Genomic DNA, 16,510 nt, shown 5'->3' with positions numbered 1-16,510 from the left:
TTCTCCCATCAGCCCGCGACGAAGGGCTGGCTGCCCGGCGCCAGCTTGTGCCCCTGCAGGAAGTCCGCGGCGCGCATCACCCGCTTGCCTTCTGGCTGGAGGTCCAGCAGCACCAGCGAGCCTTCGCCGCATGCCACCTCGATGCCGTCCGGGCCGGACGCCAGCACCGTGCCGGGAGCCCCACTACCACCACTGGCCTGCGCGCGGTGGACCTTCAGCAGCTTTCCGCCCAGCGTGGTGAAGGCCCCGGGCCACGGCGTGAAGGCCCGCAGGCGCCGCTCCAGTTCCACTGCGGGCTTCGTGAAATCCAACCGGCCCTGCTCCTTCTCGATGATGGGGGCCAGCACCATGCCCTCGGAAGGCTGCGGCACCGGCTTCAGCTCCCCGCTCAGGTAGGCCGGCAGGAACTCGCGCAGCACCTCGCCGCCCAGCGCGGCCAGCTTCGGGTACAGCGAGGCGCTCGTCTCGTCCGGGGCAATGGCCATGCGCTTCATCGCCAACACCGGACCGGTGTCCAATCCTTCATCCATCACCATCAGCGACACACCCGTCTCCGTGTCGCCGTGGGCAATGGCCCACTGGATGGGCGCGGCGCCCCGAAAGCGCGGCAGCAGCGAGCCGTGCACGTTGACGCAGCCGTGGGTGGGCAGCTCCAGCAAATCCTTGGGGAGGATGCGGCCATAAGCCGTCACCACACAGACGTCGGGCGCGTACTGGCGCAGCTCCTCCGCGAAGGGCGGCGTGCGCAGCTTGGTGGGCTGGAGCACGGGCACGCCGCGCGACAGGGCCAGCTCCTTCACCGGCGGCGCCGTCACCGTGTTGCCGCGGCCCTTCGGCTTGTCGGGTTGGGTGACGACGGCCACCACGTCTCCCAGTTCGAAGCAGGCGGCCAGTGAGGACACCGCGAACTCGGGGGTGCCCATGAAAACGATGCGGGGTCTGCTCATGGTGTTGCGCTTCTCCTGCGCCGGGCGACTCAGGCCACGGACTTGAAGGTGCTCCCGGTGGGAGTGTCCACCGCCTGACGTTTACGCGTGTGCAGGGCGCTCAGGGTGCCCAACGCCTCCAGGGCCTCAGGTGTGGTGGCCACCGGCCGCAGGGCCTCCAGCACGGTCTCCAGCGCGTAGGCCTCATCCGCCTCACGCTCCCGGATGCGCGTCACCGCCTCGGTGAAGCGGTCGAAGAACTGCTTGAGCTCGTCCCCGCGCCGCAGCGGTCGCATCCGGGGATAGCGGCCGGCCGCCAGCGCCGCGACATACAGGCTCATGACGTGGACGGGGCCCGCCACCCGGTGGGTGAAGACGAGGCCGAAGAGGCCCATCGCCACCGCCGTGCCCAGCGCGCCCACCGCCGTCAGCCACAGCAGCGTCTGCCCGCCGTCCAACCCCAGGGCCGTGGACGACACGTGGACGCGGTGCGCCAACAGCCCGAACACGAGGATGCTGCCGGCACCAATCCCCGCCAGCAGCAGGATGTATTTGAGCTGGAAAGGGCGGTCCAGGATGTACGTCCGGCGGACGTGGCTCGGGCGCACCGTCTTTTGATTGCCATCGGACATGTCGTTGACCAGCGTACCCCAGGTGCCTGGGGCGGTTTGCTTCCTTCCTTGCGCGAGGTTTACACGGAAGACAGGACAACCTCGCAGACGCAATGGAGACCGCATGACCCGCTCTCTGACCGCGTTGTGTATTGCGCTCTCGTTCCTGATGTTGGCTGGGTGCAAGGGGGACCCAGCGACCCCGGAGTACTGGGAGTCAGGCATTCAGCAGAGCCGCAGAGCGGAGGACCGCATCCGCATGGTGGAGGCCATGCGTTCTTCCGGGAAGATGGACGAGCGATTCCTGCCCATGCTCCACGGGCAGCTCGGCACCGAGCGCAAGCCGGAGGTGCGCGCCGCGCTGGCCCGCGCGTTGGGAGACTTGAAGCATGCCTCTTCGGTGGAGCCGCTGACGAAGGCCCTGGACCCGGCGGCGGGCGACATGCCCGCGCAGCTGGCGAACAAGGCCATTGTCGCGACGCTGGGAGCCATTGGTGACCGCAGCGCCATCCCCGCGCTGGTGCCGCTGCTGCGCGCGAAGGACAACTACACGCGCATCGAGGCGGTGCAGGTGCTGGGCGACATGAAGGCGAAGGAAGCGGTGGAGCCGCTCATCACCCTGGCCACGGACGACACCGTGGAGCCTTTCCTCAACAAGAAGGCCATTGAGGCCCTGGGTGACATCGGTGACGGCCGCGCGGCGCCCGCGTTGGTGCGGATGCTGACCAAGGAGCGCAAGGGCAAGTCCTTCTACATGGAGAGCTCCTTCGCGCTGTACCAACTGGGCGCGCCCGCGGCGGACGCGCTGCTTCAAGCGTTGGAGGGCCAGGACGCGGACCTGCTGAAGTGGGCGAAGTCGAACGGCGTCAACCCCGCCAGCTACGCCATGAAGGCGGCGACGGTGCTGGGCGACCTGCGGGAGAAGCGGGCGGTGGCCACGCTGTTGAAGCAACTAGCCTTCACCAACACGGACCCGCAGATTCAGGCGCTGGTGCGGATGCAGGCCGCGGACGCGCTGGCGCGCATGCGCGCACAGGAGGCGGTGAAGCCGCTGGCCGGGCTCGTGTCGGAGACGGACGCCACCGTGAGGGATTCCTACGTGAGCGCCCTAGTGCGCCTGGGCGGACGCGACGCGCTGCCCGCGCTGGAGAAGGCCGCGGGCACCGGAGACTGGTACGCGCGCGAGCTGGCGGTGAAGGGCATCGCCATGCTGGGCGACGCGCGCGAGCTGCCCTTGCTGCAGAAGCTCGCCGCGGCCGAGCCGGCGCGGACGGCGGCGGACTGCAAGCAGGCGGAGGACGAAGGCTGCGATGACGCGGCCGCGCTGGGCAAGCAGCGCGCGGACCAGATTGCGGGCCAGTCCAAGCTGCTGGAGGCGGCGCAGGCGTGCGCGGACAACGCGGGCTGCTGGGTGCAGCGCATGGAGAAGGCGGAGCCGCGGATGCTGGAGCGCGCGGCACTGGAGGTCGGCCGTTCGGGCGCGGCCGAGCACGCGGGTGCGCTGGCCTCGCGGCTGGGAGAGCGCGACACCGAGGCCCGTCTCGCGCTCGTCCTCGCGGTGGGCTGGCTGGTGGAAGGCTCGCAGGACGCCGCGAAGAAGCTGCGCAAGGCGTCCCTGCCCACGATGCGAAAGCAGCTCGCGGACGAGCAGGGCAATACCCGGTTCGTCAGCGTCAACGAGGACCTGCGGCGCCTGGTGACGACGCTCGACCGGCCCTGACGCCCTCCTTGAGCCGCAGCGGTGGGACACGCTCCGCCGCGTGGTGCAGCACGGTGAGCTGTCGCACGAGCCGCTCCACGTGCGCGCGCGACAGCGCATCCGCCCCACCCGCCGGAACCGTGGCGGGTATGGGCGCGGGCCGGCGTTGCTGTTCCATGGCCGCCGCCAGTTCGTCCAACACGCCCCCGGCGAAGCGCACCACCTCGGAGAGTTCCCGGGGGGACTCCGGGTCCGCGCGGCTGGCGGCCAACGTCGTCACCGCCGACGTGAAGCGCCGCGCGTAGACGAGCAGCGCCATCACCGGCTCCAGGTCCTTGGCGGGTCCGGTCCACTCACTCAGCAGTCGCTGGAAGGACGCCTCCGCCGCCAGCAGCGCCAGGCCTATCTTCCGCCGGGCCTCGCGCACCGCGGGCTCCGCGTCCGAGTGCGCGGCGGCCACCGCCATCAGGTATTCGCGGTCCGCGCGCAACGCGAAGGCCACCTGCTCCGGCAGGCGCAGGTGCTCCGGGCTGGGCCACAAGAGCCGCATCCCCGTCAGCGCAATCAGTCCGCCCAGCAGCGTGTTGACGATGCGCACCCCGGCCAACTCCCAGTCCCCGGACTGGAGCTCCGCCAGCAGCACCAGCGCCGGAGTCAGCAGCACCTGGAACGCGGACAGGCTGAGCGGCTGGATGCTCATCGCCACCGCGAACAGCACCCCGATGGCCAGCAGGATGATGGCCGGGTCCCTCACCACCGCCACCAGTCCCGCGGCCAGCGCCGCGCCCAGCAACGTGCCCGCGATGCGCTGCAGGCTCCGCTGGAACGTGAGGCCCGCGTAGGGCTGCAGGACAACGGTGACGGTGATGATGACCCAATAGCCGTGATTCAGTCCCAGCGCCCCGACGAGCGCGGTGGCCAACGCGGCCGCGACGCCGAGCCGCAGCGCGTGACGGAAGATGACGGAGCGGACGTTGAGATTCTCCCGCAGCGGCTCCAGGAGGGCCTGCCGCGGCGCCGCCTCCACCCGCCGCGCGGGCAGCGCCAGGGCGTCCGGCACGGGCGCGCGGCCCTCCAGCCGCGCCGCCACCTCCACCGTCGCGTGCGAATAGTCCCGCAGGCGGTCCAGCAGCGTGTGCACGTATTGATAGCCGGCGCGCACCGGCTCCGGCACGTCACCCGCCGTGTCCAGCGCCGCCAGGGCCCGCTTCACCCGCTCGGCGTTCCACACCGGCTGGGCGCTCACCTCCGTCCCCTTCTCCAGGGCAAACCGGACGCGGCGCAGGTCCGCGGACAGCTCCGCCAGCGAGCGCTGCACCTCCGCCCGGAGCGCGTGATAGCGGGGCACGGCGGGCGCCACCTCCAGCATCTCCGTCAGCGCGATGAGCGTCACCATCATCGAATCCGCGCCTTCGACCAGCACCAGCAGTTGTTCGCCCCGGCCGCTCTCCCCCGCCCGGCCCATGCGCGTGGAGGCCAGCACGGCGCGCGCCTGTTCGATGAGCTGACGCATGCGGGCCTGCCAGGGCGCCTCCGGCAGGACACCCGCGGCGGTGGACGTCCCCCCTTCGAGCGGCCAGCGCCCCACCTCTTCCGCGTGGTCCGCCAGCGCGTCGTAACACCGCGCGATGGCCAGGCGCGCGGGCCGGTAGGGCACCAGCGGCCACAGCATCAGCGCGAGGAACATGGCCCACGCGCCGCCCACCAGGAACAAGCCGGAGCGCAGCAATGCATCAGCCACGTCGTCGGCGGGGAGCGCGAGCGACACCACGAAGTAGTTGGCGAGCACCACGCCCATCAACCCGGGCGTGTCCCCATACGAGCGGGCGAAGCCACACGCCGTCACCCAGAACAGCGTGGCGATGACGGCGGCCCACGCGGGCAGGTGCAGCGCCGCGGCCAGCCCCACCACGGAGCCCAGGAGCGTCATGGCGCCCATGGCGAGCGCGCGGTCCCAGTAGGGCCCGCCCCGGTCCACCAGGGCAACGAAGAGGGCGGCCATACCGACCCACGTGGCCGCGGGAAGGTGCAGCAGGGCCGCGACGGCCATGGGGCCCCCCACCGCGAGCGCGGCGCGCACTCCCGCGCCATACGCGGGACGGCCCGGCTCCACGCGGAGGAAGGCCTGGAGGTGATGACGGAACGGACTCATCGCGCGAGCAATCCCAAACCACTCCGTCCTATGTCACAGGTCCGCGCGCGCATCGACGCATCCATGGAGCCACCCCACGAAGGTGGTGTCCAGGCGTGAACGCGGCCGGGCCCGTTCCACCGGATGGATGGAGGGCGAGCAGCCAGGGGCCCGCGTCAGCCGGCCTCTCGCTCCGGGCCCACGCCCTCGACGTCCTCCTCCACGAGCGCGGCCTCCTGGAAGGCGCTGGGCAGCAGGCTGAAGGGCAGCACCTTCCCCAACGCCGCGAGCAACAGGATGCCGCCGGGCGCCGCGAAGATGGCCAGCGCGGGAATCGCCTTGGCCACGTCGACGAGCTGCGCGCGCATGCGCCGGCGCTCGTCGCCCGTGAGCGCCTGACGCCGGGCCGCCTTCGTCAGCAGCACCGCCAGGTCGCCCGTCTCGCGGACCTCCTGCATCAGCCGGTAGAAGTTCTTCTCCAGCGTCTCCTGGATGCCGGCCACCAGGTCCTCACCCATGGCGCCCGCGGCGTCCGACACGGTGAAGACATCCACGATGGCGCGGTGGCGGGCGTAGAACTCCGCCATCTCCAGCTCCAGCCGGTGCAGCTCCGCGTCCGGGACCTGGAGCGCCTGCGCCAGCTCGCGGATGAAGACGCGCTCGCGCCGCGTCTTGCGGCCATCCACCAGCGCCGCCAGCAACGTCTGCTCCAGCAGGAAGTGGCGCACGTCCACGCTGCGCACCTGGCGCACCACGTCCCGCACCGGGCGGCGGCGGGCGAAGGACTGCTTCACCGCGGCCTTGAGCTCGGACGTCATCGCCGCTGGCAGCCGAAGGGACTCCACCTGCCGCAGGATGGCGCGGCGCGCGGGCAGGCCCGGCACCCGGTCCACACACGCAAGCCCCGTCAGCACGTCCACCAGCAGCGCCTTCTGCCGCGCCGCGAAGTCCAGCCGCCGCTGCGCCCGCTCGCGGTGCAGCGTGCCACGCGAGAAGTAGTCAATGGCCTGCCGGCAGAACAGCTGCGCGTCCGCGTACTGCGCGCCGTTGTGCAGCACCAGCCCGTACACCGGGTCCCCCGCCAGCACGGGCGAGCGCTTCACCAGCGACGCTTCCACCTTCGCCGTCAGCCGCCGGGACACCGGACGCCCCGAGGCAATCGCCGCGTCCACCGTCTCCGCCAGCTCCAGCTCTCCGGTGAGCACCGCGAACAGGACCAGGAGATGCTCGGTGCGAGCGGCCGTTGGGGCCCCCACGAGCCGGCCCAATTCCAGCGCCATCAGCGCCAGCGTCCGCACCACGGCGTGGAAGAGCTGGTCCTCCAGCACGCGCGCCTGGAGCTCGGTGGGCTGCGCCACGTCCGCCGCGGAGGGTGCGTCCGCGGGCGTGCCGTACAGCAGGCCACTGGCGCGCAGCGTCCGCCGCAGGTACGCGCGGGCCCGGGCCCGCCCGGAGCCCAGCGGCGGCGCGGACGGAGCCGGCGCGCCCGCCTCGAAGGCGACCGTCTCCGTCAGGAGTGGCAAGAGCCACCCCGCCTTGGTGAAGTCCAGCACCGGAACACTCCTGGAGCGCCAGGCAAGGCCCATGTGCGGCGCGAAGAATGAGATGTAACCCAGGGGCATCCCGGTTTCCACTCGGCCACGGGACAGGGTCAAGGCCCGGAAGTCAGCGGGCGTAGAACCGCCACTTCTACCGGACCCAACCATCCGCGCCCGGCGCCTACAGCGCGGTCGTCGCGCCGGGCTCCGGGACCACCACCTTGGCCGTGTTGCGCAGCTTCTTCAGCTCGCCGGTCAGCGCGTCCGGGGTGCCCTGGAGCAGCGGGAAGGTGCCGTAGTGCATGGGAATCACGCTCTTGACCTTCAGGAGCCGCACCGCCTGCGCCGCCTCCGCGGGGCCCATGGTGAAGTGGCCGCCAATGGGGAGCAGGGCCACGATGGGCTTGAACTGGGTGGCGATGAGCGACATGCCCTCGAAGGGTCCGGTGTCACCCGCGTGGTACAGCGTGGGGCCCTTGTCGATTTCCAGCACGTAGCCCAGGGGCGCGCCCGCGTACTGCGCCGGCGACTTCGGGTCCGCGGCGTAGCTGCTGGAGTGGACCGCCTCCACCAGGTGGAATGTGACGTCCTTCACCTGGAAGGTGCCGCCCGCGTTGGCGCCCACGGCCTGGGCCTCCGGGAGCCCCAGCAGGTTGATGAGCTCGAAGGAGCCATAGACCTTGGCGCCCGTCTTCTCGGCCAGCGCCTTGGCCTCGCCCACGTGGTCGAAGTGGCCGTGGGTGAGGAGGATGGCGTCCAGCGCCTCCGGCTGCGCGGCGCCCTTCGGGGCCTTGGGGTTGGAGAGCCAGGGGTCGATGGCAATCACCGCGCCGCCCGGGCTGCGAATCACGAAGGCCGCGTGCCCCCACCACGTCACCTCCGTCTTGCCGCGGGGGGTCGCCGCCGGGGCCTTGGTGGCCGCGACCTTCGCGGGCGCCGGGGTGCCCTGCGCCGCTGCCGTTCCGCCGAAGGCCATTGCCGCGCCCGCCACCACTGCCATGAGCTTCGTCCGCATATCCATCCACTCCTGCTTACGAGGTGAAGACCTGCCGCCACCGTGGTGACACGCTCCCCACGGCCGGATTGCCACCTGACACTGACCGGGCGGCCATTCAAGGGCCTGCCATGGATGCCCAAGTGCGCGCCACGTCTCAAGCTCGATTCGGCTGTCGATACGACGGAGGGCGTGCGCTAACGTCGGCTGCACGTGGACCACCGATTTCAAGTCAGCCTCCGCGGGGTCATCGACCTCCTGTCTCATCACCTGTACAGCTCCCCGGGCGTCTACGTACGCGAGCTGCTCCAGAACGCGACCGATGCCATCCGCGCCCGCCAGCTCCTGGAGCCCGGCCACGCGGGCACCGTCCGGCTGGAGCTGATGGAGAAGCAGGACGGCAGCCCGCCCACCCTGCTCTTCAGCGACGACGGCGTGGGGCTGACCGAGGACGAAATCCACCGCTTCCTGGCCACCATCGGTGAGTCCTCCAAGCGCGAGGCCCTGGAGGCCCGCCGCAACGACTTCATCGGCCAGTTCGGCATCGGCCTGCTGTCCTGCTTCATGGTGTGTGACGAGCTGCTGGTGGTGACGCGCTCGGCGCGCGGCGATGGGCGCACGTTGGAGTGGCGGGGCCGGCACGACGGCACGTACGCCGTGCGGCCCTCCGAGCACCCGCTCGCCCAGCCCGGCACCCAGGTGTTCCTGGTGGCCCGTCCGGACATGGCGCACTGGTTCACCGCCACGCGGCTGCGAAACCTCGCCAGCCACTATGGCGGCCTGCTGCCCTTCCCCATCCACCTCACCACGGACCAGGGCACCGAACGGCTGGACACCTCCGGCGTCCCCTGGCGCCGCGAGTACGACAGCGCCTCGGAGCGGCGCAAGGCGCTGCTCGCCTACGGGCGCGAGCTGTTCGACACGGACTTCGTCGACTGCATCCCCCTGCGCTCCACCGCGGGAGACGTGGACGGGGTGGCCTACGTGCTGCCCGCGTCGCCGCACTTCAACTCACGGCAGAAGCACCGCGTGTACCTCAAGCACATGCTGCTGTCGGAGAGCGCGGAGAACCTGCTGCCGGACTGGGCCTTCTTCGTGAAGTGCGTGGTGAACGCCAACGCGCTGCGGCCCACCGCCAGCCGGGAGTCCTTCTACGAGGACGACGCGCTCGCCGCGGCGCGCGAGTCCCTGGGGCAGTCCCTGCGCGGCTACCTGATGGAGCTGGCGCGTGAGGACCCACGCGCGCTCCAGCGGCTGATTGCCCTGCACGGGCTGAGCGTGAAGGCGCTGGCGCTGGATGACGATGACTTCTACCGCCTCATCATCCACTGGCTGCCCTTCGAGACGTCGATGGGGATGATGACGCTGGCGGACTACCGGCGCGCGCACCCCGTGGTGCGCTACACGTCCACGCTGGACGGCTTCCGGCAGATTGCCCAGGTGGCTGGTGCCCAAGGCCTGTGCATCATCAACGCGGCGTACACGCACGACACGTCGCTGCTGGAGAAGCTGCCACACGCGGTGCCGGACGTGCAGGTGGAGCCCTTCTCCTCCGCGGACCTGCCGCAGAGCTTCGAGGAGCTCACCCTGGACGAGCGCGAGGCCACCTTCCCGCTGCTGCGCATGGCGGAGAACGTGCTGGCACCGTTCCGCTGCGGCGCGGTGGTGAAGAAGTTCTACCCGGCGGAGGTGCCCACGCTCTACAGCTCGGATGCGGAGGGCGCGTTCCGGCGCGACGCCGAGCGGGCCCGCGAAGAGTCGGATGACCTGTACGCGGGTGTGCTGGACAGCGTCATGGCGGCCTCGGGCAGCGAGCCGGCACAGCTGTGCTTCAACCTCCACAACCCGGTGGTGCGGCGGCTGGCCGCCGTGGCGGACCGGGACATGCTGAAGCTGTCGGTGGAGATGCTCTACGTGCAAGCACTGCTCTTGGGACACCACCCGTTGAACGCACAGGAGATGGTGCTGCTGAACCAGGGCCTGTTGGGCCTCATCTCCGCGCAACTGGGCGGGGATGGCGGGCGCGGCGGCGAAGGCAGCGGCGGCGCGGGTCCCCGGGGGCTGCACTGATGAGTGGTGACTGGCGCGAGCAGGTGGAGTCGCTCTTCGCCCAGGCGGACGGCTTGGCTGAAGGCGAGAGCAAGGTGCGGCTCCTGGAAGAGGCGGTGCGCCTGGCGGACACGCACAAGGACGTGGGCATGGGCTACCGGATGCGGGATGCCCTCATCGACGCGGCGACCTTCGGCGGCTTCCCGGACAAGGCGCTGGTGGCCTTCGCGTGGTGCCGGGGACAGCAGAAGAAGGACCCGAAGCGCTTCGACCCGGAGGAGATGTTCTGGAAGCAGAAGTGGGTGGTGGGGCGCATCAAGGAGTTCCCTCACATCACCCGCAAGCAGATTCAGGACGCGCTGGACGACGTGGAGCAGTGCTTCAAGGCCACGGACTCCGGGGTGCGCGCGGTGCTGAAGATGCGCTACCAGGCCGCTCGGGAGATGGGTGACGCCGCCGAGGAAGTGGAGCGGCTGTGGAACGCGTGGCTGGAGGCGCGCCGCGACCACCTCACCGACTGCCGCGTGTGCGAGCTGGACGACGAACTGGACCACCACGCCGACAAGGGTGAATGGCAGCAGGTGCTGCGCAAGGCGAAGCCCATCCTGGACGGCCGCAAGTCCTGCGCGGAGATTCCGCACCTGACGCTGGGCACGGTGCTCTACCCGCTGTTCAAGCTGGGTGAGCTGGAGCACGCGCGCGAAATCCACCGCCGCGGCTACGCCATGGTGACGAAGAACCGCGAGTTCCTCTCCACCGTGGGCGAGCACATGGAGTTCCTCGCCCTGACGGACAACCTGTCGCGCGGGCTGACGCTGTTGGAGAAGCACCTGGGCTGGGCGCTGGACCACCCGAGCTACCGGGACCGTTTCACCTTCTACGCCGCCGCCGCCTTCCTGCTGGAGCGGGTGCTGGCCGCTGGAGACAGAGACGTGGTGAGCCTGCGGCTGCCGAAGACGTTCCCCAATCACCAGGCGGATGGCGGCTACGACGTCCGGGCCCTGCACACCTGGACGATGGGGCAGGCCCGGGACATCGCGAACCGCTTCGACACGCGCAACGGGACGGACCGGTTCGCGAAGCTGCTGGCGCGCAACCAGGTGCTGGCGTGGGAAGTCCGTCCCTTCCCCATCGACGCGAAGTGAGGCGGCGCCCCGTCAGCGCTTGAGCTTGCTGAACGGGTTGTTGAACGGCTCCGGGCCCTTCTTCTCACCGGGCCCTGAAGCCGGCTTCGGCCCCGGGCCGGAGACAGGCCGGGCACCCTGACGAGGCCCGCCGCTTCCGCCACCGCGCTCCGTCATGCGGCCCGGCCCCGTGGCACCGCCGACCTGGGGGCGGCCCGACGGCTGCGGCGCTCCACCCTCCTGCACCGCGCGCACGGAGAGCGCCAGCCGCTTGCGCGCCAGGTCCACGGTGAGCACGCGCACCGTCAGCCGGTCGCCCACCTTCACCACTTCGGAGGGGTCCTTCACGAAGCGCGTGGAGATTTGCGACACGTGGACGAGGCCGTCCTGGTGCACGCCCACGTCCACGAAGGCGCCGAACGCGGTGACGTTCGTCACCACGCCCTGGAGCACCATGCCCTCCTTCACGTCCTCCAGCGAGCGCAGGTCCTCGCGGTGCTGGGGCGCGGTGAAGTCGCCGCGCGGGTCGCGGCTGGGCTTCTCCAGCTCCGCCAGGATGTCCTTGAGCGTCATCTCGCCCAGGTCCGGCCCCAGGTAGCGCTTCGGGTCAATCTTGCGGACCAGCTCGGCATTGCCCACCAGCGCGCTCACGGCCACGCCCAAATCCTTGGCCATGCGCTCCACGACGCCGTAGCGCTCCGGATGGACGGCGCTGGCGTCCAGCGGCTCCGTCCCACGCACGCGCAGGAAGCCCGCCGCCTGTTCGAACGTCTTGGGCCCCAGGCCGCTCACCTTCAGCAGCTCGCGCCGCGTGGTGAAGCGGCCCTTCGACGCGCGGTGCGCCACCAGCTTCTTCGCCAGGGACGGCCCCACGCCGGACACGTGCTCCAACAACTGCGGAGACGCGGTGTTGACGTCCACGCCCACCGCGTTGACGCACGAGTCCACCACCTCGCCCAGCTTCTTCTTGAGCAGCCCCTGGTCCACGTCGTGCTGGTACTGCCCCACGCCGATGCTCTTGGGGTCGATTTTCACCAGCTCCGCCAGCGGGTCCTGGAGGCGCCGGCCAATGGACACCGCGCCGCGCAGGCTGACGTCCAGGTCGGGGAATTCGTCGCGGGCCACCTCGGAGGCGGAGTAGATGGACGCGCCCTGTTCGCTCACCGACACCACGGGGATTTGCGAGCCCATCGCCTTCAGCGTGTCACGCACGAAGGCTTCCGCCTCGCGGCTGCCCGTGCCGTTGCCCACGGCGACGAGCTCCGGCTTGTGCTTCTGCACCACCGCGGCCAGCAGCTTCGCCGCGCGGGCGCGCTCGTCCGCGCCGCGCTCCGAATAGAGCGTCAGCGTCTCCACCACCTTGCCGGTGACGTCCATCATCGCCAGCTTGGTGCCCGTGCGCAGGCCGGGGTCCAGGGCCAGCACCGCGCGGGCGCCCGCGGGCGGCGTGAGCAGCAGGTGGCGCAGGTTCTCCCCGAAGACGCCAATGGCCTGCCGGTCCGCGCGCTCCTTCAGCTCCGCGCGCAGCTCCGCCTCCAGCGACGGGCCCATCAGCCGGTCCCAGCTGTCCTCCACGGCGGCGCGCAGCTCCTGCGCGAAGAGGGACTGCGGCTTCGTCACCACGCGCCCGGCCAGCAGGCCCTTCACCTCGTCGTCGGGCAGGGAGAGCTTCACCTTCAGCACGCCCTCTTCCTCGCCGCGCAGCAGCGCCAGCACGCGGTGCGAGGGGGCCTGGGACAGGGGCTCCTCGTGGCCGTAGTAGTTCTCGAACTTGGTCGTCTCGCCCTTCTTCGCGGGCACCACGTTCGAGCACAGCGTGCCCCGGCGCGCGCTCACCTCGCGGGCCTCGCGGCGCAGGCCGGCGTCCTCGGCCACGCGCTCGGCGCAGATGTCGCGCGCGCCCGCGAGCGCCGCGGCCTGGTCCGGCACGTCCTTCTCCGGGTTGACGTAGGGGCGCACACGCGCGGCCACGTCCTCGCCGCGGCGGCCGTCCTGCTTCCACACCAGGTCCGCCAGCGGCTCCAGCCCGCGCTCCCGGGCAATGGCGGCGCGCGTGCGGCGCTTGGGCTTGTAGGGAAGGTAGAGGTCCTCCAGCTCCGTGCGCGTCCTGGCGGACTTGAGCGCCTTCGCCAGCTCCGGCGTCAACTTCCCCTGCTCCTCAACGGAGCGGAGGATGGTGTCGCGCCGGGAGTCCAGCTCGGCGCGCTCGGTGGCCCGGTCGAAGAGGGTTTGAATCTGGACCTCGTCCAGGCCGCCCGTGACTTCCTTGCGGTAGCGCGCGATGAAGGGGACCGTGGCTCCGTCCTCTTGCAGCGCGAGGGTCCGGTCCACCTGCTCGGGCCTGATGCCCAGCTCCTGGGAAAGCTCAGCGGCGTAGGGATGCATGACGCCGCTTCTATAACCCGGGCCCCACACTGCTCCCAGAGACCGGTCGTCCGAAGCGCTCAGCCCGCGACGAACGCCGCGCGCCGGGCGTCCCACTCCGGGCGCAGCAGGCCCCAGAGTTGCTGGTCCCGGCGTTGCCCCTGAAACAGACAGTGCCCGCGCAGGGTGCCTTCCATCGTGAAGCCCAGCTTGCGCGCCACGCCCTGAGAGCCCGTGTTCTCCGCCAGCGTCGTCAGCCACACCCGCTGGAGGTAGGGCAGCGTGAACAACTGCTCCAGCATCAACCCCACCGCGCGGGAGCCCAGGCCCCGGCCGTGGTGCGCATCCGCCATCATGTAGCCCAGCTCGATGCGGCCATGCACGCGCGACAAATCCCGCGCGGACACCGTCCCCACGAGCTGCCCGTCCGCCTCCACGAACCACCGGAAGCTCCGCGCGCGGGGCTCACCCAACGCGCCCGATTCCAGGATGCGCCGCAGGAGCAGCTCCCGCGTGTCGTCCTCCGTGTCCACGAAGCGCCGCGCGCCGGGGGCCGCCCGCATGGCCAGCCAGAAGTCCACGTGCTCCGGCCGGGCGGGAACGAGTCGGACATCGGAAACGGGCGCACCGGGCAACATGCCTCGCTTCTAGCGCGCCCCACGCCGCGGCGCAGCAATCAAGGAGGTCCGCGCAAACGAGGAGCGGACCTGAAACGGCCGAGGGCCGCGGCCTGGAGCACGTGGCTCCCGGCGCGGCCCTCGCTCCTCACCGAACAGGTGAGGCCTTCTCTCCTCAGGCGGAGGTGATGGTGCCGTCCTTGATGATGAAGTCGCGGCGGGTGAACTTCGCCGTCAGCTCGGAGGGCTGGCGCAGCGAGTAGTCCTTGGTGATTTCCGTGCTCGGGATGAGGTGGAAGGCCGCCTTCGCCTCGGTGCCGCCGACCTCCAGCACCACGAAGCCGTGGGCATCACCGTTCACGAACGCCATGCCGGGGTGCGCCTCCTTCAGCGACTTGTCCAGCTCCGTCACGATGTACCGGTACACCGTGCTGCCGGTGGAGAAGCCCGCGCCGATGACGGCCAGGCCCGCCAGCTCCTTGATGGACCCGGAGGAGATGGCCGGCGTCGTCAGCGCGGGGATGCCGGACTCCACGGACGCGAAGGACGCGTGGATGTCGCCGGAGATGAACAGCGCGTTCTTCACCTGGCTGTCGCGCAGGAACTTCAGGAACTCCTGCTTCTTCGTGGGGAAGCCGTCCCACTGGTCCACGTTGAAGTAGAAGTCCTGGCGCAGCGTGGGGTCCGGGACGTCCGCCTTCTCGCTCAGCTTGAACACCATGGAGGTGAGCGAAATCGAGGAGACGATGATCTTCCACGCGTTGTCCGCCTGCACGGACTCCTGGAGCCACGCCTGCTGCTCGTTGCCGAAGATGCCCTCCGAGGCTCCCGCGCTGCCCATGTACTTGATGGCCGCGAACAGGTCGAAGATGGGCTTCACCACGACGTAGCGCGAGCCCTGGATGCCGAAGAGGCCCGTCTTGCCCATGTGCGCATAGGCCAGACCGCGCGGCGTGCCCGCCGTGGGGATGAGCGGAATGGCCGAATCGCCCGCCGCCACACGCGCCTGGTTGACGGCGTTGAGCACCTGGTTGACGTAGAACAGCGACAGCCCACCGGAGACCCAGGAGCCCGCCTTCTCGGTCGCCTCTCCCAGCGTGAGCCCGGCGGCGACGGCCTGCTGCACGTACACGCCCGTGAGGATGTCCTTGTAGGGCTTCAGCTCCTCGGCGTCGATGTTCACGTACGCGAACATGTCGGACTGCAGCTGCGCCTGCGTGGCCTCCGGCAGCGACGGCAGCACCAGGGCCAACTGGTCGGCCGGCACCGCCACCTTGCCCGGGTACGCGTCCTCGGGGATGAGGTGGTCCGGGCGGTACGTGCGCGTGTCCGTCACCAGCAGCTTCAGGTTCCGGCCGAACTCGAAGTCGCGGTAGATGCGCGTCGGCTGGGCCACCACGGCGTTGATGTCGATGGCGCCCGCGTCGCTCGCGCCGTGGTCCATGGGGATGTACTCGAAGAAGGCCTGCTCCGCGTTGCGGCGGCGCTCGGTCTGCTTCTCGTTGGTGCGCTCGTCCGTGTACGTGGCGACGTCGCCCCAGCAGTCGTCGGAGAACTCGTGGTCATCCCACGTGATGATGAACGGGTAGCGCTCGTGCACCTGCTGGATGACCTTGTCCGTGCGCAGGGTCTTGTAGAGGTCGCGGTAGTTGGACAGCGAGTTGGCCGCGTAGAACGCCGTCAGGCCCGTGCCCTGGCGGAGCGCCTTCTCCGGCTCGCTGAAGACGATGCCGCGCCCGTCCACGGACTGGAACGACGCGTCGCCCGTCGTCTCGTAGACGTAGTCGCCCAGGAACACGACGAAGTCGAGGTCCTCGTTGAGCTGCAGCAGGTGCTGCCACGCGTTGTAGTAACGGCCGATGTAGTCCTGGCAGCTGGCGAAGACGAACTTCACCGGCACGTCGTCACCCGCGGCCGGCGCGGTGCGGGTACGGCCCGTCACCGTGGAGTACTTCTGACCGTTCGCGTCGATGGTGAAGCGGTAGTAGTACGTCGTGCGCGCCGACAGGTTGGTGACCTTCACCTTCAACGCATGGTCGAACTGCGCCAGCGCGGTGAACTGCTGGTCCAGCACCACGCTGCTGAACGACTCGCTGGTGGACACCTCCAGCCGCACCTGCGTGTTCGCCCCCGCGTTGTCCGGGTCCACCGCCCGCACCCACAACACCACGCTGTCCGGACGCGGGTCACCCGAGCACACGGACTGCGGGAAGTACTTCTCGCCAGCATCCGACGACGTCTCGTCGTCGGAACATCCGAACGCAGTGGTCGCGGCAACGGCGACGACGGCCTGGAGGAAACTGCGGCGTTTGAATCGATCGAACAAGGCGGGACTCCGGGTTGCGCGGGTTAGGAGACAGGGGCGCGAGTCTAGAGCGCTCTTCCACTCAGCAGGAAACATCCCCACGGAATGAAACGACAACGCATCGTGTCACCCACGCCCGGTGCGAACCCACG

Annotated in this window: 11 protein-coding genes; 3 read left to right on the top strand and 8 right to left on the bottom strand. The window is 70.2% G+C overall.

Annotated features, from left to right (window positions below; genetic code table 11):
* Positions 1–8: 8 nt before the first annotated feature.
* Positions 9–947, bottom strand: coding sequence for a methionyl-tRNA formyltransferase (fmt, locus tag FL344_RS05435; protein ID WP_141591674.1), 939 nt, complete (start codon positions 945–947; stop codon positions 9–11).
* A 29-nt stretch (positions 948–976) separates the two neighbouring features.
* Positions 977–1,558, bottom strand: coding sequence for a HAMP domain-containing protein (locus tag FL344_RS05430; protein WP_043611740.1), 582 nt, complete (start codon positions 1,556–1,558; stop codon positions 977–979).
* Positions 1,559–1,661: 103 nt separating this feature from the next.
* Here FL344_RS05430 and FL344_RS05425 point away from each other — a divergent pair, with 103 nt between their 5' ends.
* Positions 1,662–3,257, top strand: coding sequence for a HEAT repeat domain-containing protein (locus FL344_RS05425; protein WP_141617773.1), 1,596 nt, complete (start codon positions 1,662–1,664; stop codon positions 3,255–3,257).
* Here the strand turns inward: FL344_RS05425 and FL344_RS05420 are convergent.
* From FL344_RS05420 to FL344_RS05410, 3 genes are all read right to left on the bottom strand, one after another.
* Positions 3,211–5,388 (bottom strand): FUSC family protein, encoded by a 2,178-nt coding sequence (locus FL344_RS05420; RefSeq protein WP_141617772.1) that lies wholly within the window; start codon positions 5,386–5,388, stop codon positions 3,211–3,213. The genes FL344_RS05425 and FL344_RS05420 overlap by 47 nt on opposite strands.
* A gap of 155 nt (positions 5,389–5,543) precedes the next feature.
* On the bottom strand, positions 5,544–6,989 hold the full coding sequence (locus FL344_RS05415; protein WP_228564801.1) for an LETM1 domain-containing protein: 1,446 nt from the start codon (positions 6,987–6,989) through the stop codon (positions 5,544–5,546).
* Between the two features lie 97 nt (positions 6,990–7,086).
* Entirely contained in the window at positions 7,087–7,926 is an 840-nt protein-coding gene (locus tag FL344_RS05410; RefSeq protein WP_141617770.1) for a metal-dependent hydrolase, read from the bottom strand.
* Between the two features lie 186 nt (positions 7,927–8,112).
* Between FL344_RS05410 and FL344_RS05405 the strand changes: the two genes are divergently transcribed.
* Together FL344_RS05405 and FL344_RS05400 are read left to right on the top strand one after the other, a co-directional pair.
* On the top strand, positions 8,113–9,969 hold the full coding sequence (locus FL344_RS05405; protein ID WP_141591668.1) for an HSP90 family protein: 1,857 nt from the start codon (positions 8,113–8,115) through the stop codon (positions 9,967–9,969).
* Complete coding sequence (locus FL344_RS05400; RefSeq protein WP_141617769.1) at positions 9,969–11,093, top strand: hypothetical protein; 1,125 nt, start codon at positions 9,969–9,971, stop codon at positions 11,091–11,093. Before FL344_RS05405 ends, FL344_RS05400 begins: the two co-directional genes overlap by 1 nt.
* A gap of 12 nt (positions 11,094–11,105) precedes the next feature.
* On the opposite strand, the gene FL344_RS05395 is transcribed toward FL344_RS05400, so the two are convergent.
* The 3 genes from FL344_RS05395 to FL344_RS05385 all read right to left on the bottom strand — a co-directional run bounded on the left by FL344_RS05395 (position 11,106) and on the right by FL344_RS05385 (position 16,454).
* On the bottom strand, positions 11,106–13,457 hold the full coding sequence (locus tag FL344_RS05395; RefSeq protein WP_141617768.1) for a Tex family protein: 2,352 nt from the start codon (positions 13,455–13,457) through the stop codon (positions 11,106–11,108).
* Between the two features lie 59 nt (positions 13,458–13,516).
* Entirely contained in the window at positions 13,517–14,074 is a 558-nt protein-coding gene (locus FL344_RS05390) for a GNAT family N-acetyltransferase (RefSeq protein WP_141617767.1), read from the bottom strand.
* A gap of 154 nt (positions 14,075–14,228) precedes the next feature.
* Positions 14,229–16,454, bottom strand: coding sequence for an alkaline phosphatase (locus FL344_RS05385; protein ID WP_141617766.1), 2,226 nt, complete (start codon positions 16,452–16,454; stop codon positions 14,229–14,231).
* Positions 16,455–16,510 lie beyond the last annotated feature (56 nt).

Source organism: Myxococcus sp. AB036A, from assembly GCF_006547355.1.
GTDB lineage: Bacteria > Myxococcota > Myxococcia > Myxococcales > Myxococcaceae > Myxococcus > Myxococcus virescens.
The sequence above is the reverse complement of the archived record's forward strand: the minus strand, read 5'-3'. Positions and strand labels throughout refer to the sequence as shown.